Origin of the sequence: Vibrio sp. RM-41-2B, assembly GCF_024744415.1 — a bacterium.
GTDB classification, from domain to species: Bacteria; Pseudomonadota; Gammaproteobacteria; order Enterobacterales; family Vibrionaceae; genus Vibrio; species Vibrio diabolicus.
This window is the reverse complement of record NZ_JAMQWD010000051.1, coordinates 161,418-181,700: the sequence shown is the minus strand read 5'-3', so window position 1 is coordinate 181,700 and position 20,283 is coordinate 161,418. Positions and strand designations below refer to the sequence as shown.

The window sequence follows — 20,283 nt, the reverse complement described above, 5'->3', positions numbered from 1 at the left end:
CCTATATGCATCTTACGATGCTCTAAAACTCGAACTGGAAGTAAATGGTATTGTAGTTGCTCCCGCCTTTAATGCGCCCAAACTGGGACGCACTTTCGAAAATTGCTGAGCGGTGATGCAATGAATAACCCACCCACATATTTTCCCAGTTTTTTTGGTTGAATAAGTCACCTATATTTACATCAAACGAGAAGTCTAAGTAGTTCAGTAGCTTACTTGGTGTATAACCCTTGTCTTCCATTTCGGTTCCTTCGATGTAGGTAATGTTGTCGACGTATGACATACCTTCCGCAACACCAAATCGCCAAGTCGTTGGCCAATTAACTGTATAATAAGCCTTAATCGCCATCACGTATTCTGTGCTCGCGGACTGAACACTGGACGACCAGTGATGAACCAAACCTGGCGTTAAATAAATATCAAGAGGAAAGCCAAACAACTCGTCCGTTAGCGGGTGCCCATAAAATAATGAAGTAAGTTGATTGTCGTATGGGTCTTTTTCTCTCTCAAAGCTAAATATTTCACCAATATTTGAAGGCGTCGCCCAACCATGCGCGATACGTAGGTATGGTTTATTGCTCAGTGTTGATTTCGGAGCTTTGCCTTTATCGTTGAAAAAGCCAAAACCGACAAACACTTCACCTTGATATCGGTCCTCTACAAGCTGGCTGTTGTAGGCATTATCATCTAAGCGAGTGACACTCGTCTCCCCCAATAAATACAAGTTGGAAGTCACATGATAACGCGCTTTGATGCCGAGGTTGGCATCAAGTCCTGCTCCAATTCTTTCCCCAGTAACATCTTTAAACGCATAATATTCACTGTTGAAGTCAGCGTCTTTGTATCGAATCGTGATAGATGGCTCTAACTCCCAATCACCAAACGCATAATTAGCGGCAAGGCGATAATTAGAGTGAAACTGGAGCTCATCGTCCGTCATTAATTCTACTTCTGCGCGCCAGTTGTCGTTAATGCTATAACGAACTTGACCACCAAAGTCGACTCTGTCCCCTTCATTGGCATTTTGTAGCGACATGGGAATATCAACAAATCTCAATCGCATAATCGCACTCGCGCGCCAGTCAGAATCACTCTCGTCATACAGAAAAACGCCGCCTTCAATGCCATTGATATACAAATGCTCGTTTTCAAAGAACATCATTGGTACAAATGTACTCACCGTCGAGTCATTATCGGCGGTATAAAACGGGATCGATGCGGTGCGATACATCGCTGCAATTCCCCACGTTTGCTCTTCTACACCATACGCAGAAGAAGCCATCGCAGCTAAAGGCAAAGTGAGTGTTGTTAGAATTAATCTCTTCATGAGTTCGAAAAATGTTGGTTGAGAAGCAGGCAAACATCAATGATTTGCCATTTAAAGCTTATGTTCTTCTGATGATAGCCGTTACAATGACAAATGTTGTCATCCTCGTGACAGTTTGAGTCCCAAGATTATATTAATATTGCACGACTAGATGAGCTTATTTGTGAATATTTTACTATCGTAACAAGCTCTTAAAACTCTAGCTTAGTTCTAAATCAAACATAATGAAGTAAAAAGTGAAAGCATCAGAACTCATCTCTACCTTGAATCATTTACCCGCAGACACGGACCCAGACATTGTGATGGGAGAAGCATGGCTGCCTGAAAGGTTGATAGGGACTCAACTTGATGGTGACATGTTATTTTTGCACTTTGATAATGCTCCAGAAGATGGTCAGGGAGACGAAGAGGGACGCGGCTTCGTCGAGCACGAAATAGATCTAATCAGAACGCGACTTCAGCAGATTTTGGATGAAGACAGTGATAACGCGTCAAAAGCCGATGCCATGCTAGGTTTATTCCTTATGGGACATGAACTTAGCAGTTCACAAGTTATCGAAATATTAGAAGAAGAAGCTGACACATAAGGAGCCGTTTTGCCAGCATTGATGAATACAACTGAAACATCTTCACTTCCTCTTATCGTTGCAGGTCCGATTTTGCGCAAAGTGACCGCAACTGAAATCAATATTTGGCTAGTCACCACCCAACGCTTGGAGGGTATGGTGCAAATTACGGATGAAAACGCCTCCGTCCTTCATCAAGCCCCCTTAAGTGAGCAAAAAGAACAGCTTCAAATCGGTCTCAATGCGTGGTGCTGTTTGTTGCAATTAAAGGGCGAGTTTCCGACCCATCAAACGTTACACTATCAAATACAAACGCAACACGGCTCCGTAACGGAACTGCTTCCTCATCTGACTTATGAACGAGATAACTGTCCAAATTTGGGCGTTGAGTTCCTAATCAGCGAAAAAGCAGATTATGTTCTGCATGGCTCGTGTCGGAATCCCCACCACTTCAGTAAAGATACATTGGTCGCTGCGGATCATAAAATCGCATCTCAAACCATCGAAGAAAGACCAGATATGCTCATCATGAGTGGTGACCAAATCTACGCAGACCATGTTGCAGGCCCTACTCTGGACGCCATCGAACAAGTCATTGCCCTACTCGGTTTACCGGGCGAAGAATTCGAGCAAGCGCCGATAAAAAATACCAATGCCCTCTACCAGCACTCAGCTTGTTATTATGGTCGGGACAAATTGTTGCCTCATTATGTGAATGATGGCAGTTTACTGAGTACGTTTTTCCCGCACAGAGGGACGCCAATATTCAGCGCCAAAGAGTGTGAAAACCATCTAATAAGCTTTGCCGAATGCTTTGCAATGTACTTATTGGTTTGGTCTCCGACCTTATGGAAGCTTATTCGGACAGATCGCTTATTAGAAAATGAGTTTACTGTCGGCGGAGCAACTCTCGACCCCAAATGGCAACAGCAATGGCGAGAAGAAAAAGCTCAAATAGATAAATTCGTCTCAGGTCTAGATAATGTTCAACGCCTACTTGCTCACATTCCAACCTACATGATCTTTGATGATCACGATGTCACCGACGATTGGAACCTTACCATAGGCTGGGAACAAGCCGCGTACAGCAACGCCTTTGCAAAACGTATTATAGGCAACAGCCTGATTGCCTACTGGCTCTGCCAAGGGTGGGGAAACGCGCCAGAAAAATTCAATGATGGGTTTATGAGTATCGCTCAACGCTTTTTCAACGAGCGTTCCTCACAAACTCAAGATGCATTTATTCAATATTTGTATCGCTTTGAGAATTGGCATTACACCATTCCGACGACGCCAAAAGTTGTCGTGCTAGATACGCGAACCAGACGCTGGCGTTCTGAGTCTAAAATGAACAAGCCCTCTGGGTTAATGGACTGGGAAGCAATGATTGAGTTCCACCAAGAACTTGTTCATCAAGACAAAGTTATCATTGTTTCTGCCGCGCCGATGTTCGGAGTGAAATTTATCGAAGCACTGCAGCGAGTAGTAACGATGCTTGGTAAACCATTAATGGTCGATGCTGAAAACTGGATGGCGCACCCCGGAAGTGCGAATACGCTTATTAGTATTTTTACACATACTAAGACGCCGACCAATTTCGTTATTCTCTCTGGCGACGTGCACTACTCTTTTGCATACGACATTAAACTTCGCTACCGAAAAAATAGTCCGAATATCTATCAAATCACCTGTAGCGGGATTAAAAATCAGTTCCCAACCCAATTGCTCAATATTTGTGATGGTCTAGATAGGCTTCTATATAGCCCTCGTTCGCCTTTAAACTGGTTCACAAAACGTAAGCGGCTAAAGATCTACAAACGCGCACCAAGTTCGCACAATTTTTATCGCTTAGTTAACCACAGCGCCATTGGTGAGCTGCGTCTTGATGACGAAGGAAAGCCGAGCCAAATTAGCATTCTAACGAGCGATGGCGAAGAGGTACATTTTCCACCAACTCGTGCAGAAGGCTAAATCTCGCTCCCAAAATGACTTGCCCTTTCTTGAAGACAAGTCATTTTTGACTGAACTAAAAAGTACGAGGGATTTGGGTAGATGAGCAAAGCTCTTGACTGTCAACGGCGTGCTAAATTTGATACCACACCTTGAGATCTACCGTATTTATGACCATGTTAACCAAATAAACAATAGCTCGGTGTTCAATATGTTTAACTCTCTTACCTCATTATTTAAACAGCTCATTGAAGGCTCTGATTTAAGTCAAACCAACACACTCTCTCCGAATATGGCTATCGCGTGCTTGCTGTGTGAAGTATCTGGCGCAGACCATAACGTCGATGATAAAGAGCAAGAAACAAAGCGTTCATTATTGATGAAGCTTCTGTCATTAAATGAAGAAGAATCAAATGCTTTGTTAGAGCAAGCGCAACAGAAAATAAAAGACTCCGCGTCTCTGTACGATTTTACTTCTCAACTGAGAGAATTGACTCAAGAAACACGCTACAACTTAATCAAAAGCATGTGGGAAGTGGCGTATGCCGATGGCGAAATTGATCCACTAGAAGATGCAGTGATCCGCAAAACAGCAGAACTACTCTACGTTGATCACAGTGAGTTCATTCGAGCAAAGTTGCAATCTCAGTAAGGAAACAAGGTAAACATGTAAGTCGCGCAAGCTATTTCAAGTCTACCGTGAAATGATGGCGAAGATTGAGTTCTATAGCCATAAAAAAACGCGCATTACGCGCGTTTTTCGATAAGCCAACGACATTGTTATTAAAATACTGGTCAAGATATGAATGTGTTTGACGAACTCAACACTAAACAGATTCCATGACAAAACGACAATGGTTGAATGACGATTTGATTACAAGTTTGCCTATCTATAGCGGACCATTAAAGCATAGTCAGAGCGAGCTTAGCTAAATTGTACGCATCCACATAACCAGAATGTTGGCGCCCTTCCCAATCAATGCCTTTTGCTTCTTGAGCGGCTCGGTGACCAATACGTTTATCCTTAAGACGATTTTGAATGCGATAAAGCGTTGCTAAGTTGATGAACTCCGTAAATGGCGCTTCAATACCTTTTTGCTTACACTCTTCAAGCAGGATGAGGTCATCTCGGCCCCATGATGCATAAATCTTGTTACGACCACCGAAGTTCTTAACCATGGATTTAAGCACTTCTTCTAATGGGCGTCCTTGTTTTTCAATTTTACGTGGCGTAATACCTGTTAGCTCGGCACAAAACAGCGAAACTTCATCATGTTCAGGTTTTACGTAGTATTGAGCTCGCTTGACTATCTCGCCTCTAGACAAATCTATTTCAGCCAACCCAACTTCGATAATTTCACCCGTGCTGCCGACGCCATTTTCGTTCCAGCAACACATTTCTAAATCGAAGCATACAATACGGTTATGGTTCATAGTTTGTCTTGATTCCTAACATAAAATTTTAAAGCGTGGGATTCTACCGTAACACGGTGTAAAACTCGAATTTGCGCGCCCATTTAATCGCCAATCGACACATTATTACGACCGTTTTTTTTACTCAAATAAAGTTGATTATCCATTTTGTGATACAAGCTTTCAGGATCTTCATCTTTATGGACAGCCGCGCCGATACTTAACGTGCAAATGATTGAAGCATCGCCATAGTCAAAAGCCGTATTTGCCACGATGCTCCGCAACTTTTCCAGATAAGCTTCCAGTGCTTCTTTATCAATGACTTTAGAAATAATACAGAACTCATCACCACCAGCACGATAAAACCGGTCTCCAGGCTTTAGATTCGCACTGACTAGCTTAGTCACATGCTGCAATGCTTCATCTCCCCCTAAATGACCGTGCTTGTCATTGATAATTTTGAAGTGGTCGATATCAAAACCAACCAATGCGAAGCTAACACCTTTATTTATCTGGCTAAGCAAGTGATCGTTAAACGCTCGGCGATTGAGTAACTGAGTTAGAGGGTCACGCTCAGCCATCCTTTTTAATTCGACGGTTTTAAGCTCTAACATGACCGCCAAGCGCTCTTTTTCTCGTGACTGTAAATTCACAATCCAACTAATCAAAAAGGCGATTACCAACCCGGCTAATGTCGTGCCCGCTAAAATAGAACGCTCCCAAGCAGAGACGGCATCAGAAAGTTTAAAATCAATCCGCCACTCACGATTAGGCAGTTGAATGGTACGGCTTATAACCGTTCCTCGAATGTTGTCCCAGTTTGAACTTTGGAAGAGAACGGGGTCATCTGCTGCGTCAAAGCCTAAATCTTCTACGCGCACCGACATATCTAGCTCGGTCGCGGTTTTCGTGATCAAATCCTCAAAGTAAACCGTACTTCGAATCACCCCTGTCACTACACCTAATAAATGTTTATCCTCGAAGTCAAACACTGGATGGAACACTAGCAGCCCTGTTTTAGGAATGGACTTGTCATACCCATCTTGCAATAAGCGAACTTTATCCGAGACATTCGCTCGCCCATTTGTGGATATATCATCCAAGATGAGATCGAAGCGTTTACGTGAAAAATAGAAACCTAATAGAGAAAGGTTTTCTGGTGTTCTTGGATAAATATCCGATGCGATAAAAATTGGCTCTTTGTGTTCAAAAATGTATCCGTAGGTTTTAGGGCCATCTTTAGGAACGGTAAACGGTTGGAAATCAGGAAATGTTTGACGGGTCTTTAAAATATGCTCATCAAGGTCGTCGAATTCGACCTTTTGCATCCATTGAAGTCCAATTAGACTTCGCGAGCTATTGATTACTTGTTCCGCATACATTGGGAACGAAGACCAATAGGTGCGTTCAATCGAATGAAAAAAGTTTGCACCTGCACCAATAAACTTTAAATCATTTTCGACGTTCGCTTTCAGTGATTCTGCTTGTCGGTCAGCTAAAGTATCAAACGTCGTCTGCGTATAGCGTTGCTGCATCGTATAAGCAGCACCGACCACACCAGCAGTGACACACAACGTCGCTGCAAAAGCTAAAATAGAGTCTGAATGTCGTTTGATAACGCTCTTGTGAGCGGTGTTTTGTGTCATATCGTAATTTTGATACTTCCGTAAGTTAAACTTCGGGATCTATTGAAATACTGCGTTAGCAACGCACAAACATCAAGCAACAACCTATGCTGGGCAGTCCGATCGTCGATTTTTCACGCTGTTCGTACGGTATAGTCACGAATTATTACAGCCTTAAACCTTGAATATGCTACCATCCGTCATCATTTTAATGTCTAAACTTGGTGCAAGATCGCAAAGACGATCGTTTTAGTGAACACATATGAGCCAATACTGAGCACCAATAATCAATAGAAAGAGAAAAAACGTCATGAACATTGATTTGAACCTAATTCCTCAAACGTTCGATATGCTTCACGCTGGCCTAACCGCATCGAGCGTTTTGCTTCTTTTAGTCGCGGTCTCTCGCAAATCAAAAGTGGTTGAGAAAGTCGTAGAAAAACCGGTCGAGAAAATCGTCGAAGTTGAGAAGCCAGTTGAGAAGATCGTCGAAGTAGAAAAAGTCGTTGAAGTTGAGAAGGTCGTAGAAAAAGTAGTTGAAGTTGAATCGAAACTTGCAACAGCATCAACAGACTCTGCAATGCAGCTGCTTTCTATCATGCAGCAAGAAGCTCGTCTGATCGACTTCCTACAAGAAGACCTAACGTCATTCTCTGATGAAGAAGTAGGCGCAGCAGCTCGCGTAATTCATACTGGTGGCCAGAAAGTATTGAACGATTACGTAACACTTGCGCACGTTCGCAACGAAGACGAAGAAACTCGTATTACGGTTGAAGAAGGCTTCAACCCACAAGAAATCCGCCTTACTGGCAACGTGACAGGCAGCGCGCCATTCCAAGGCACGTTAGTGCACAAAGGCTGGAAGGCAACATCGATGAACCTTCCTAAGCTGGCAGAAAACTACGATGCATCTGTGATTGCTCCAGCCGAGGTTGAGCTGTAATGGAACACATGAACCAAGAAAATCATTCTCAAGAAGCGTCTGTTGAAACTCAACAGACGCCTAAATTCAGCGTCGGTATCGACTTAGGTACCACACACTGCGTGATGTCTTTTGTTGATACGCACGACGAAGATGCTCGCGTTGAAGTAATGCCTATCCCACAGCTGACTGCGCCGGGTACGGTAGAGACTCGCAGCCAATTAGGCTCTTTCCTATACCAACCACACGAACACGAAATGAACCCGCAATCACGCGTTCTTCCGTGGTCGAGTGAGCCAAAAGCACTGGTTGGTGCTATCGCGCGTAACCTAGGTTCAAAAACACCGATTCGCCTTGTTGCAAGTGCGAAATCTTGGCTTTGCCATGCAGGTGTGAATCGTCGTGATTCCTTCCTGCCAGCAGGTAGCCCTGAGGAAGTGGAAAAAGTATCCCCTCTTCGCGCGACAGAGCTTTACCTAGAGCACCTAAAAGATGCTTGGAATCACGCGAACCCAAATCACAACCTTGCCGATCAAGACGTTACCATTACGGTTCCGGCTTCTTTCGATCCTGCGGCTCGTGATCTAACTGCAGAAGCAGCACGCAACGTTGGTTTTGTGCACCTAACGCTTCTAGAAGAGCCACAAGCAGCACTTTACAACTGGATTGATAACAGCAACGACAAATGGCGCGACGAAGTTGAAGTTGGCGACATCGTGCTTGTGGTCGATATCGGTGGTGGTACAACTGACCTTTCTTTGGTTGAAGTAACTGAAGACGACGGCAACCTAACTTTGAACCGCATCGCGGTAGGTGAACACATCCTACTTGGCGGTGACAACATGGACCTTGCACTTGCGTACCGCTTGAAGATGAAGCTAGCGCAAGAAGGCAAAGAGCTACAGCCATGGCAAGTTCAGGCGATGACGCACGCATGTCGCGATGCGAAAGAAGCGCTATTGAACGACAGCGAGCTGCAGTCAGTGCCAATCGTGGTACCAAGCCGCGGTTCTAAACTGCTTGGCGCAACGTTGAAGACAGAACTGACTCAAGAAGAAGTACAACAAACATTGGTTGACGGCTTTTTCCCTCAAGTTTCGATTACGGACCACCCTGTTCAACGTAACCGTGGCGCACTAACGCAAATGGGTCTGCCTTACGCACAAGATGCGGGTATTACTCGTCACATTGCAGCGTTCTTGTCTAAGCAAGCACACGCGCAAAGCGGTGGTGAATCAGCGCAAGCTCAAGATTTCAACCCATTTGCAAACATGCCAGGTATGCCAGGCGCGGATGCAGCGCAATCGGCTGACTTCATCAAGCCAACAGCAATCCTATTCAACGGTGGTGTGCTGAAATCAAAACTTCTAGCCACTCGTCTAGAAGACACGGTCAACGAATGGCTAATTGAAGCAGACGCAGAAATGGCGAAACGCCTAACAGGTGTGGATCTAGACCTTGCAGTTGCTAGCGGTGCGGCTTACTACGGCTCTGTGCGTCGTGGTCAAGGCGTTCGTATCCGCGGCGGTATTGCTTCGGCGTACTACGTGGGTATCGAAAGTGCGATGCCTGCGATTCCGGGCATGGCGCCTCCAATGGAAGCACTGTGTGTAGCACCATTTGGTATGGAAGAAGGCTCAAGCGTTGACGTACCAAGCCAAGAGTTTGGTTTGATCATCGGCCAGCCAGTTAACTTCCAATTCTTCGGCTCAACCGTTCGTCGTGACGACCTAGCAGGTACTCACCTTGACTACTGGGCACCAGAAGAGCTTGAAGAGCTACCAGAAATCCAAGTAACGCTGCCTGTATCTGAAGGTCGTCGTGAAGGTGAAGTGGTTCCAGTTACCCTAGCTTCTCGCGTAACAGAGCTTGGTACGCTTTACTTAGAAGCCATTGCCGCTGATAACGGGCAAAAATGGCATGTTGAGTTCGATGTGCGCGAAGACGCGAAAAGTGACTCAAACGAAGAACAATAATTAGAAGTCAAACGGCATCCAATCGGGTGCCGTTTTTAAATACACGAAGGTTTGGTTTTGTATGGCATCTCCTCGTTTCCTTGTTGGTATTGACCTCGGCACCACAAACACTGTGGTGGCCTACTGTGAAATCACCGACAACCTTGAACAATCCGAAGTATCCCTATTTGACATAGACCAACTGATTGGTCCGGGCGAAGTCGTTCGTAAACCACTTCTGCCCTCTTTCCGTTATCATCCAGCTGTAGGTCAAATCTCCCCTTCTGACCTCACTCTTCCTTGGGACAACGAACCTGTTGCTGGCGACATTAACAATGTCATCGTTGGTGAATGGGCTCGTGAATTAGGCGCGAAGGTGGAAGGACGTCAGGTATCCAGTGCAAAAAGCTGGCTATCGCACCAAGCGGTAAATCGTAGCTCAGACATTCTCCCTTGGGCTGGCGCGCAAGACGTAGATAAAGTCTCGCCCGTCATTGCCAGCGCAAGCTACCTTAACCACATTCGTCAAGCATGGAACTACCGACATCCTAGTAACAAGCTAGAAGACCAAGATGTGGTTGTGACCGTTCCAGCGTCGTTCGATGAAACCGCTCGTAAGCTCACGCTTGAAGCCGCAGAGTTGGCAGGTTTAAAGAAAATCGTCCTGCTCGAAGAGCCACAAGCCGTATGTTACGACTGGTACGCACGCCATCAGAAAACCGCAGCTGATGAGCTCAAAGGGTTACCGCTGATTCTGGTGTGCGATGTGGGCGGTGGTACCACCGACTTAAGCTTGATTGAAGCAAGTTTCTCTTCTCAAGATCAGCTAGCACTTGATCGTATTGGCGTTGGCGAGCACTTGATGCTGGGTGGTGACAACCTCGACCTAGCATTAGCGCACCTTGCGGAAAGCCGCCTTTCTCAGAATAAAGGGGAACAAAGTAAGAAGCTCACTGCAGCAAGCCTGACTAAACTGATTCAGCAAACGCGTAAAGCGAAAGAGAACCTGCTTTCAGCGAGCGCACCTGACGAAGTGAAGATCACCATGTTAGGTAGCGGCTCTAAGCTACTTGGGGGCACAAAGAGTATTGCTCTAAGCAAACAAGAAGTGCACCAAATCGCATTAGATGGCTTCTTCCCGCTTTCTGATTTCAGTGACGTACCAGACAAACGTCGTAGCGCGGTTGTCGAGTTTGGCCTTCCATACGTTGCTGACCCAGCGGTGAGCAAGCACGTTGCCGAGTTCTTAACTCAGCACCAGCAAGTCGCTCGTGCCGCTCTTGGCATTGAAGACGATAAACAAAACGCGATTCCAGTTGGCGTGTTGTTGAACGGAGGCGTGTTTAACAGTGATCTGGTGACTGAACGTGTCACCGCCCTACTTTCTGACTGGCGCGGCGCACCAGTTACGGTATTAGATAACCCACATCCAGATTGGTCTGTTGCATTAGGTGCTGTAGCATTTGGTAAAGCGCGTCGTGGCGCACAACTGAAAATTGGTGGTGGTGCAGCGCGTTCTTACTTCTTGCATCTTCAAGAAAAAAACAAAATGGGTAAAGCCCTCTGTTTACTTGCAAAAGGAACAGAAGAAGGCCATGAGATCCGTTTAAGCGGTCGTCGTTTCTCGCTCACTCTTGGAGAGCCAGTCCGCTTTAACCTGCTGACTTCTACCCACGATACCTTAACCAATAACACCGCCATTCAAAATGGCGTGATGGTTGATGTTGACCCAGACTTGTTTGCTCCGCTACCGCCTTACATCACGACACTTGAAGGTGAAGGCGCAGAGTTACAAGCTAACCAGAAAGAACGTGTCGAAGTGCAATTGGCTTGTCAACTAACAGAAGTTGGCACTCTTAAGATGGAGTGTGTCAGTGCAGAAGACGACAACAAACGTTGGGAGCTGGAATTCGAAGTTCGTAACAAGCAAACCGACGACAGTGAACAAGTTAAACTTCACCCTAAGTTGAACGAATGTAAGGAGCTGATCGCTCGCCTTTACAGCGGCAACAAGAAAAGCGCAGAAGGCAAAGAGATCAAAACCTTAGCCAAAGACCTTGAGAAGAAGCTCGGCAAACGTGACGAATGGGACTTCACCACACTCCGTCAACTTTTCGATACTTTTTCACAAGGTCGTAAGCGTCGCCGTCGTTCTGAACAGCACGAGAAAAACTGGCTTCGTTTGGCAGGTTTTGCACTGCGTCCAGGCTTTGGCGATCCAACAGACTCTTGGCGCATTGAGCAAGTTTGGGGCCTCTACCAACAAAACATTCAGTTCAAAAACCATCAAGGCTGGACAGACTGGTGGGTATTCTGGCGTCGTATTGCCGGTGGTTTAAGCCAAGAGCAGCAAGAGACCATCTTGGCGGACATTGCGAAATACCTACACCCTGGCGCGATGAAAAACCCACAGTCAGCTAAAGCGGCACAAGACATGGGTTATGAATCCATGGTTCGATTGGCGGCGTCGCTTGAACACCTAGAAGTCGAAGACAAAGTTCTATTGGCAACGTGGTTCTTGAGCAAAGCCATCAACCAAAACCAGTTTGAACAAGCGCACTGGTGGGCATTGGGACGCTTGGCATCGCGAACGCCACTTTATGGCAGCCAGCACAACGTCATTCCTCGTGAACAAGCGGAACAGTGGCTACCTAAATTACTGGAACAAAACTGGCAGAAAGAACCAATGATCGCTTTCGCAGCCGTAATGATTTGTCGTAAGACGGGAGACCGACTATTCGATATCTCTGACGACTACCGTGAGCAGGTCTTGGTTAAGTTGAAGCAAAGCAAGGTGCCTGAATCTTGGGTATCACTGGTTGAAGAAGTGAAAGAGCTCTCAGAAAGTGAGTCAAAACGTGTCTTCGGTGATGCTTTACCAAGCGGTTTAACGCTGGTTCATCATTAAATCCACTCTACACAAGAACACGAGTTAGACGTACAAAGCCCTTCCGACGAAGGGCTTTGTTGTATCGCATTCTTTTGGTTTTGGTCGTGTACAACGCGCTAATTCATTTCTGTCGTAATTACTACATCACGCGTTTCGTTATCCATATCACTAATACCGACCACCGACACTTCTCTGTCCGATAGAGTCTCAATTAAGCTGTCTTCTAATCCGCCATCAGCCAGCCAAGTATAAAATTTATCCGCGATACGCTCCGAACCTTCCCCGACAAACGTTAATGTGACCTTCTTCATTTGTGACACTCCATCAATTTACGATTCAGCCACTTAAGCGTAGTATGTTTCGCAAATATCGACATAAACTAGGACTAACTTCTTTTATGAGTATCGAAAAATTTGACGCGATTTATCAACGTGCTGCTGAGCGAAAAGGCGGAGAAGATCAGCTTGAAGCGCTATTGTCTCACCCATTAAGTAAAGAGGAATTAGCAGCGATTCCCGATGACCGTTGGCTCGCCGCTTTTTCGATGAAGGTGTTCCAAAGTGGGATTTCGTGGAGCGTGGTTCGCAATAAGTGGCCGAACTTCGAAGAAGTGTTCTTCGGATTTAAGATTGAGCCGCTATTGATGCTGTCTGACGAACAATGGGAAACCAAAGCAACGGACAAACGCATTATTCGCCACCTCACAAAAGTCATGTCGATTCCGGCCAACGCTCGCATGATCCACGAAGCAAGAATCGAATATGGCTCGTTCAGTAACATGATTGCTGAATGGCCTCGGGAAAAGATCACGGATCTATGGGGCTACTTGAAGAAGCATGGTAGTCGTTTGGGGGGAAATACAGGCCCTTACACTTTACGCCAAATGGGCGTGGACACTTTTATTCTGTCTAACGATGTCGAAGCTTATTTACGCAACTGCAAGATCATTGAAGGCGGCAAAGACACGAAAAAGTCCTTGGACTCTGCTAATAAAGCCTTTATTCAGTGGCAGCAAGAAAGTGGAAGAAGCTTGACCGAAATCAGTCAAATTATCGCGTTTAGTACTGGTGACAACCGAATTTAAACAAGCACTTTGTAGCTCTGGGGGCGAAATTCCGGCCCCCCTATAACGCATGATATTTGCACGAATTACTCTACTTTAGCTCTTACTGATATTACTACTTTCTCGATTCCTCCAAAAAATCCCTCCTTAAAGTGGCAAAATCCCCCTTCAAATCACAAAAAGTTATCATATCGACAAATTATTTTTCTTGTTCAATATTTTTATTTATCAAATATTTAATTACAAGTGCCCAGTTTTTAGGCACTAAATATTGATGACGCTCAATTGCATTGCGCTGACAAACTGACTAGGATACACGCCCTTCCTGAGTGAACTATCAGAAACTTGATCGAGGAATTTATTCAAATTTCTCAACACTTCGTGAGCACTCACAACAATTGCACTCACTTTATAGATTTAAGGATCAACAGATCCGTTAATACAAATTCGACAGCGCAATAGAGTGCTGACTAGAACAACCATGACGCGATGTCACATGAGTGACTATTTTCGTGGTTTTGTGCTGGAAGTTATTTATTACATCAAGGCTGGTTAAAAGGATGAGCCCCTTGAACGCATTTACTGGAGGACAAGAAATGCCAAAAGGTCTAATGCTGACTGACTTAGCCATCGCTGGCTTACTATTAATTGCAGCAAAAGTAATTCGTGTACATATGCCTTTACTACAACGCATGTACATTCCATCAGCTGTATTGGCTGGGTTATTTGGTCTTATTTTTGGCCCAGCTCTGCTTAACGTATTACCTTGGACAGATACCTTTACCGCAAACGCAAGCCTCTTAACTGCTGCACTTTTTTCTGCGTTGGGTTTAGCAACAGATGTCCCGTCACCAAAAGTGGTTGCTCAACGAGCAGGCTCATTGTGGGCGTTTAACCAAATTGCATCCGTGTCGCAATGGCTGTTTGCAGCAATGTTTGGTTTAGTACTTACCACCTTCTTTTGGCCTGAGATTAATCCTGGGTTTGGCGTAACCATGTCCGCTGGATTCATGGGCGGACATGGTTCAGCATCTGTAGTCGGTGAAATCTTCACGGGACTTGGTTGGGAAGATGGCTTCACGCTCGGTTTAACGTTCGCCACAGTTGGGATCTTTATTTCAATCTCTGTGGGCATGTTAATGCTTCAGTTTGCGTTGAAAATGGGCTGGATTCGTAGCTTTACGACATTCGACAGCATGGACGAACACGAACGCAAAGGCTTAGTGAAACCTGACGATCAAGAACCTGTGATGAAAGATACGATGTCATCATTGTCAGTCGATTCTTTCGCGATTCACGCGGCGCTGGTTGTAGTGGTAACCGCTTTCTCTTATGTAGCAGCCAACTACTTATCTTCTTTCCACGATAAGGTACAAATTCCGACTTTCGTTACTGGCTTTCTAGGCGGTATGTTAGTTCGAATTATCGCTAAGCAAACCAAGGCATCTCATTACCTATGTGACGGCGCATTCAAACACGCAGCGGGTATTAGTACGGATTACCTGATCATCTTTGGTATCTCAGCGATTAAGATCACGGTTCTAGCGCAGTATTTAATGCCAATGGTAGTGCTCGCAATTGGTGGTATCGCGTTCACGCTATGGCTTATCTTTTGGGTTGCACCTCGCATCATGGGAGATGACTGGTTTGAGAAAGGCATTTTCTCTTGGGGATGGTTAACAGGTACAGTCGCTATGGGTATCGCGTTATTACGCATTGTCGACCCCAAAATGCGCAGTAAAGTGTTAGACGACTATGCTATCGCTTATGTTCCAGGCTCAATTACGGACATTTTCATCATCTCGCTTATGCCAATCGCAATGTATAACGGCATGCACTGGCAAGCTTTAGGTGTTGGTCTAACCTATATTGCCGTTGTCTTATTTATTTGGCGATTTGTGTTTAAGCGCAGCGGTCAAGCCGTCGCAAACGAGTCTTAATTGCTCATTTCGGGAGGTATTTTATCCTCCCGAATTTAACTCTCTCCCCTTATTCGATAGCCGCCTCCTAACAGCATGCAACAAATAAGCAACTTGTTTTATATTTAAGATCTGCAAGCTTGGTCACCACTTCCCATCCTTTTTTAATACTTGACCTACGCATTTTTATATCAAAATAGCCGCCAAACTATTCATGACTCATGGAGAAAAGGCAGTGCATCGCTCTCAAGGATTTACCCTCATTGAACTCATTGTGTGCATCATTATCCTTGGTGTCGTTAGTGTTATTGCCCTTCCTAAATTTCTTGGTCTGCAAAAAGATGCCCGAGTGGCAGTACTATATGGCGCGAGGGAAGCGCTCATGACTGCAAACAACTTTGTGTACACTAAAGCCGTTATTCAATCTCAAGAGACGGTAGATGGCGGCAAACAATATAACATTGATCTAGATAATGACGGCAATAACGACCTAATTGGTTACTTTGGATTTATTAAGAATGTCATTCCCGCAAAAGAGTTGGCAGGTTTCGACCCTCAACTCACTATCAATACTTGGTACGGGGTAGACAGCCCGGACGAACCCTATTTCCTTATCGGCTTTGCAAACAAACCTGTTGGTCCAGACCATATGTGTTATGTCGAAGTTTACTACCCAGAAACTCCAGGTGGCCAAGTCAGCTACAAAATACAAACTGACGACTGCTAGTTCCCCTAGTGAGTGAAAGTGACAGTTGCACTTTTGGTGCTTTCATCGCTTTTAGCAGAATACTGGCCCCAAAATCCATTATTAACAACTATTTCACATAATGTTGTTTCATAGTTAGCTTGCAGCGAGAAAACAAGTAATTCGCGACCGCACGCGCCCGTAATCGAAACAATCTATCGTTTTTCCGACCACCAATAATTTGTGCTTGTAAACTCATCATTTCGCTCAATAATAGTTCTATAACAAATTCAATAATTTAAAGCGGGAGGCATGATGAGAATATTCTGGCAGTTACGTTGGTATTTCCAACAAAAGTGGAAGCATTATGTCGGATCGATTTTGCTTTTCGCTGTGATATCAACTCTACAACTTGTTCCTCCTAAAGCGGTCGGTATCATCGTTGATGGGGTCGTAGATAACACGTTAGATACAAATACGCTGATTCTGTGGCTCTTGGGACTCACTGCACTGATCTTTGCCATTTATGGATGCCGTATCTTATGGCGAATTTGGCTTTTCGGCGCAAGCTGGGAACTCGGAACCATTCTACGTAATCGTCTCTATAGGCACTTATCGACACAACCACCCCGATTTTTCGAACGTTATAAGACCGGTGATCTGATGGCGCGTGGTACTAATGATGTACGTAACATCGTAATGACAGCCGGCGAAGGGGTTTTAACGGCAGCCGATTCCTTGATCACGGGTATTGCAGTTTTAATCATCATGGTAACGCAAGTTAGCTGGAAGCTCACCGTTATGGCACTTCTTCCAATGCCGTTTCTTGCAATCATCATCTTTTTTATCGTCCGTATACTGCATCAACGTTTCCGCATTGCTCAGGAAGCCTTTTCTACCATGTCAGACATGACGCAAGAGTCACTTAACGGCGTGCGAATGTTGCGAGCTTTTGGGTTAGAGAATCAAGAACAACAGCGCTTTGACGATGTAGTCGATGATACCGGTCAGAAAAATATCGCCGTCGCTAGAGTCGACGCGAGATTTGATCCAGCTATCCAACTCACCATCGGCCTCTCTTTCCTTCTCAGTGTCGCTGCTGGTGCTTACCTTGTCGATAAGGGAGAGATCACGCTTGGTGATCTAACAGCCTTTACGATGTATTTAGGGTTAATGATATGGCCTATGCTGGCCTTCGCTTTCTTATTTAATATTTTAGAGCGAGGCTCCGCAGCATGGAATCGCCTACAAGAGATCTTTGATGAAACACCAGAGATTGTCAGTGGAAATAAACCATTAGAAGATAAACCACTGCCATTAAAAATTGATATCGATGCTTTCCACTGGTCCAGTGATTTACCACCAGCTTTAGCCGAAATAAAAATCGAACTTGAACCCGGTAAAATGTTGGGAGTAGCTGGCCCTGTCGGAAGCGGAAAATCAACCCTGCTAACGCTGCTTTTGCGTCAGCACGACCTAACAAACGGTTCAATTACATTCGGGGATGTTGAGATTAAAGATGCCCTACTTCCTCAGTGGCGCAACCGCTTTGCCGTGGTTAATCAAAGCCCGTTTCTATTTTCAAAATCTATCTTCGATAATATTGCCTTAGGTAACCCTAATGCAGAGAAAGAAGAAGTCTATAGAGCAGCAAAGTTAGCCTGTATCCATGATGATATAGAAAAGTTTCCTGAAGGCTATCAAACTGAAGTTGGCGAGAAAGGCATTACTCTCTCTGGAGGGCAAAAACAACGTATTGCGATAGCACGCGCTATGCTGTTGAATGCCCAAGTGTTGGTTTTGGACGATGCACTTTCCGCTGTTGATGGCCGAACCGAACATCAAATCCTTAAGAATTTGGAAACACACTACCGTGATCAAGCCCTAATCGTTATTGCACACCGCCTCACCGCATTGGAAGCAGCAGACGAGATCATTGTCTTGAATCACGGCCACATTACTGAACGTGGGCAACATAGCGCTTTATTAGCGCATCAGGGATGGTACGCCGAAATGTTCGAGTATCAGAAACTAGAGCAGGCGATGGAGGAATAATGAATGAACCAGACCAGTACGTTTAAACGGTTGATGTCTTACCCATTATCTCAACCAAAGCCAATGATTAAAGGACTTGCTTTACTGTTTATCGCAGCGTTAGCTAGCGCTGGCGGCCCTTGGTTGATTCAATATTTCATTGATGAGCACATCGCTAAAGGTGACTATTCACAGAATGTTCTGATTTCGCTAGCAGTAGGTTATATCGCTCTTCAGATTGTATCGGCAACATTCCAGTATTTTCAGTCATTGCAATTTAGCATTGTCGCGGCTAACACGATCAAAACGATTCGTAAGCAAGTATTTTCTGGCGTGATTAAGCAGCCGTTATCTGCGTTTGATTACACTCCTGCGGGGAAATTGGTATCGCGAATCACCAACGATACGGAATCTCTACAGCAATTTTATGAGCTCTTGATCGCGACCGTGGTGAAAAACGTGGTCATGATTGTGGTGATGCTTGGCGTTATGTTTTTCATGAGCTGGAAACTCACACTTGTTGTGCTTGTATTGCTACCGATCGTCATCGGCTTTATGTACTTATTTAAGCAGCTAAGTACAGAAAGCTACCGAAAGATGCGTGACCTATTGACTGATATAAATGCGAATCTGAGTGAATCCATTCAAGGGATGAGTGTCATTCAATTAATGCAACAAGAAGAGCGTTTTAATAAACAGTTCAACGAGCTAACCGCAGAGCACTTGGTGGCATCTAAACGAGTGATTCGGCTAAACGGCTATCTGCTAAGACCATTAATGGATTTGCTCGCAGGTCTTGCGTTGCTTTGCTTGGTTGCGATCTTTGGTTTTAATGGTATTGAGTTGATTGGTGTGGGGGTACTGTATGCATTTATCAGTTATCTTGCGCGAGTTACTGAACCACTAATTGAAATGACTCAGCAGCTTGCTCTACTTCAGCAAGCGTTAGTATCAAGCGAACGTGTGTTTGAATTGATTGATGTGAAAGAACAAACTTATGGGGACGATCATCAGCCATTAAGGTCAGGTGCTATCGAACTTAAAGACCTCACATTTAGCTACGATGGTAAACAGGACGTCCTAAAAGACATTTCGTTGAGAGCCAACCACCAAGACTTTATCGCGCTTGTCGGGCATACAGGAAGCGGTAAAAGCACATTAGCGTCACTGTTAATGGGCTTTTATCCAACGCAATGTGGTGAACTGCTCATCGATAGTCGTCCACTTAAAACACTAGGGAAAGACGTACTTCGCAAAGATGTGGCAATGGTTCAGCAAGATCCGCACATTCTCCCTGCTTCAGTCAGAGAAAACATCTCCCTCAGTCGGGCGGTTGATGATAATCAAATATGGGATGCGTTAGACAAGGTAGGTTTGGCAGAGCAAATTCACCGTTATCCTAATGGGCTAGACACGCAGTTAGGTCAAGGTGAAACCAATCTATCTGCTGGACAAAAACAGCTCTTAGCGTTAGCACGTGTGCTTGTGGTAAAACCTAAAATATTGATATTAGATGAAGCAACGGCCAATATTGACTCAGGAACAGAAGCTTTAATACAAAAGAGTTTGGCGGTACTCAGACAAGATATGACACTAGTCGTTATCGCTCATCGACTTTCAACTATTTTGGATGCGGACCAAATCATTGTTCTTCATCATGGGGAGTTAGTAGAGAAAGGTACACACAAAGCACTGTTGAAACAAAATGGTCGTTATGCCCAAATGTATCAGTTACAGCAAGCAAACCGACATTTACAGCAGATTGAAGAAGAAACCAAGCAACTCGAAGAAGCGGTGTAATTTTTATACCCATGCCTTCTTTTTATTTGGTAGGCATGGGCATAATCGGCCCAACTTCAAAAGTTAGCCTGATTAGCTTCCAATTTCTTCATAATGTGAACTAATTTTCTATTTCTTACCTATTATTGACATAA

General features: G+C 44.8%; 15 protein-coding genes. 11 read left to right on the top strand and 4 right to left on the bottom strand.

The window, feature by feature from the left end:
* Positions 1–22 precede the first annotated feature (22 nt).
* Positions 23–1,327 (bottom strand): MipA/OmpV family protein, encoded by a 1,305-nt coding sequence (locus tag NB463_RS21205; RefSeq protein WP_074191483.1) that lies wholly within the window; start codon positions 1,325–1,327, stop codon positions 23–25.
* 236 nt (positions 1,328–1,563) lie between these two features.
* Here NB463_RS21205 and NB463_RS21200 point away from each other — a divergent pair, with 236 nt between their 5' ends.
* From NB463_RS21200 to NB463_RS21190, 3 genes are all read left to right on the top strand, one after another.
* Positions 1,564–1,914: a hypothetical protein gene (locus NB463_RS21200; protein ID WP_005377676.1), complete on the top strand. Its 351-nt coding sequence runs from the start codon at positions 1,564–1,566 to the stop codon at positions 1,912–1,914.
* A 9-nt stretch (positions 1,915–1,923) separates the two neighbouring features.
* The gene (locus NB463_RS21195) at positions 1,924–3,864 is read left to right on the top strand and encodes an alkaline phosphatase D family protein (RefSeq protein WP_258431036.1); all 1,941 of its coding nucleotides are present in this window, start codon (positions 1,924–1,926) and stop codon (positions 3,862–3,864) included.
* Positions 3,865–4,054: 190 nt separating this feature from the next.
* On the top strand, positions 4,055–4,495 hold the full coding sequence (locus NB463_RS21190; protein ID WP_005394215.1) for a TerB family tellurite resistance protein: 441 nt from the start codon (positions 4,055–4,057) through the stop codon (positions 4,493–4,495).
* Positions 4,496–4,746: 251 nt separating this feature from the next.
* Here the strand turns inward: NB463_RS21190 and NB463_RS21185 are convergent, their stop codons facing one another.
* Positions 4,747–5,277, bottom strand: coding sequence for a 3'-5' exonuclease (locus tag NB463_RS21185; protein ID WP_005394213.1), 531 nt, complete (start codon positions 5,275–5,277; stop codon positions 4,747–4,749).
* 83 nt (positions 5,278–5,360) lie between these two features.
* Positions 5,361–6,902: a sensor domain-containing diguanylate cyclase gene (locus NB463_RS21180; RefSeq protein ID WP_258431035.1), complete on the bottom strand. Its 1,542-nt coding sequence runs from the start codon at positions 6,900–6,902 to the stop codon at positions 5,361–5,363.
* Between the two features lie 289 nt (positions 6,903–7,191).
* Here NB463_RS21180 and NB463_RS21175 point away from each other — a divergent pair, with 289 nt between their 5' ends.
* From NB463_RS21175 to NB463_RS21165, 3 genes are all read left to right on the top strand, one after another.
* Complete coding sequence (locus tag NB463_RS21175) at positions 7,192–7,824, top strand: DUF2760 domain-containing protein (protein ID WP_005394205.1); 633 nt, start codon at positions 7,192–7,194, stop codon at positions 7,822–7,824.
* A complete protein-coding gene (locus NB463_RS21170; RefSeq protein WP_258431034.1) occupies positions 7,824–9,779 on the top strand; it encodes an Hsp70 family protein in 1,956 nt (651 codons plus the stop codon). Before NB463_RS21175 ends, NB463_RS21170 begins: the two co-directional genes overlap by 1 nt.
* 61 nt (positions 9,780–9,840) lie before the next feature.
* Entirely contained in the window at positions 9,841–12,666 is a 2,826-nt protein-coding gene (locus NB463_RS21165) for an Hsp70 family protein (protein WP_258431033.1), read from the top strand.
* A 98-nt stretch (positions 12,667–12,764) separates the two neighbouring features.
* Here NB463_RS21165 and NB463_RS21160 read toward each other — a convergent pair whose 3' ends face one another.
* Positions 12,765–12,959 (bottom strand): hypothetical protein, encoded by a 195-nt coding sequence (locus NB463_RS21160; protein WP_005394200.1) that lies wholly within the window; start codon positions 12,957–12,959, stop codon positions 12,765–12,767.
* A gap of 86 nt (positions 12,960–13,045) precedes the next feature.
* Between NB463_RS21160 and NB463_RS21155 the strand changes: the two genes are divergently transcribed.
* The 5 genes from NB463_RS21155 to NB463_RS21135 all read left to right on the top strand — a co-directional run bounded on the left by NB463_RS21155 (position 13,046) and on the right by NB463_RS21135 (position 20,149).
* On the top strand, positions 13,046–13,732 hold the full coding sequence (locus NB463_RS21155; RefSeq protein ID WP_012841859.1) for a DNA-3-methyladenine glycosylase I: 687 nt from the start codon (positions 13,046–13,048) through the stop codon (positions 13,730–13,732).
* A gap of 575 nt (positions 13,733–14,307) precedes the next feature.
* Complete coding sequence (locus tag NB463_RS21150; RefSeq protein ID WP_047008748.1) at positions 14,308–15,651, top strand: sodium/glutamate symporter; 1,344 nt, start codon at positions 14,308–14,310, stop codon at positions 15,649–15,651.
* Positions 15,652–15,844: 193 nt separating this feature from the next.
* The gene (locus NB463_RS21145) at positions 15,845–16,357 is read left to right on the top strand and encodes a prepilin-type N-terminal cleavage/methylation domain-containing protein (RefSeq protein ID WP_031780385.1); all 513 of its coding nucleotides are present in this window, start codon (positions 15,845–15,847) and stop codon (positions 16,355–16,357) included.
* Between the two features lie 273 nt (positions 16,358–16,630).
* Positions 16,631–18,370, top strand: a complete 1,740-nt coding sequence (locus tag NB463_RS21140) for an ABC transporter transmembrane domain-containing protein (RefSeq protein WP_258431073.1) — start codon at positions 16,631–16,633, stop codon at positions 18,368–18,370.
* A gap of 3 nt (positions 18,371–18,373) precedes the next feature.
* Positions 18,374–20,149, top strand: coding sequence for an ABC transporter transmembrane domain-containing protein (locus tag NB463_RS21135; RefSeq protein WP_258431032.1), 1,776 nt, complete (start codon positions 18,374–18,376; stop codon positions 20,147–20,149).
* Positions 20,150–20,283 lie beyond the last annotated feature (134 nt).

Coding starts and splice junctions, on each gene's coding strand:
- NB463_RS21205 (WP_074191483.1), bottom strand. CDS start 1,327: ATGAAGAGATTAATTCTAACAACACTCACTTTGCCTTTAGCTGCGATG.
- NB463_RS21190 (WP_005394215.1), top strand. CDS start 4,055: ATGTTTAACTCTCTTACCTCATTATTTAAACAGCTCATTGAAGGCTCT.
- NB463_RS21185 (WP_005394213.1), bottom strand. CDS start 5,277: ATGAACCATAACCGTATTGTATGCTTCGATTTAGAAATGTGTTGCTGG.
- NB463_RS21180 (WP_258431035.1), bottom strand. CDS start 6,902: ATGACACAAAACACCGCTCACAAGAGCGTTATCAAACGACATTCAGAC.
- NB463_RS21175 (WP_005394205.1), top strand. CDS start 7,192: ATGAACATTGATTTGAACCTAATTCCTCAAACGTTCGATATGCTTCAC.
- NB463_RS21170 (WP_258431034.1), top strand. CDS start 7,824: ATGGAACACATGAACCAAGAAAATCATTCTCAAGAAGCGTCTGTTGAA.
- NB463_RS21165 (WP_258431033.1), top strand. CDS start 9,841: ATGGCATCTCCTCGTTTCCTTGTTGGTATTGACCTCGGCACCACAAAC.
- NB463_RS21160 (WP_005394200.1), bottom strand. CDS start 12,959: ATGAAGAAGGTCACATTAACGTTTGTCGGGGAAGGTTCGGAGCGTATC.
- NB463_RS21155 (WP_012841859.1), top strand. CDS start 13,046: ATGAGTATCGAAAAATTTGACGCGATTTATCAACGTGCTGCTGAGCGA.
- NB463_RS21150 (WP_047008748.1), top strand. CDS start 14,308: ATGCCAAAAGGTCTAATGCTGACTGACTTAGCCATCGCTGGCTTACTA.
- NB463_RS21145 (WP_031780385.1), top strand. CDS start 15,845: ATGACTCATGGAGAAAAGGCAGTGCATCGCTCTCAAGGATTTACCCTC.
- NB463_RS21140 (WP_258431073.1), top strand. CDS start 16,631: ATGAGAATATTCTGGCAGTTACGTTGGTATTTCCAACAAAAGTGGAAG.
- NB463_RS21135 (WP_258431032.1), top strand. CDS start 18,374: ATGAACCAGACCAGTACGTTTAAACGGTTGATGTCTTACCCATTATCT.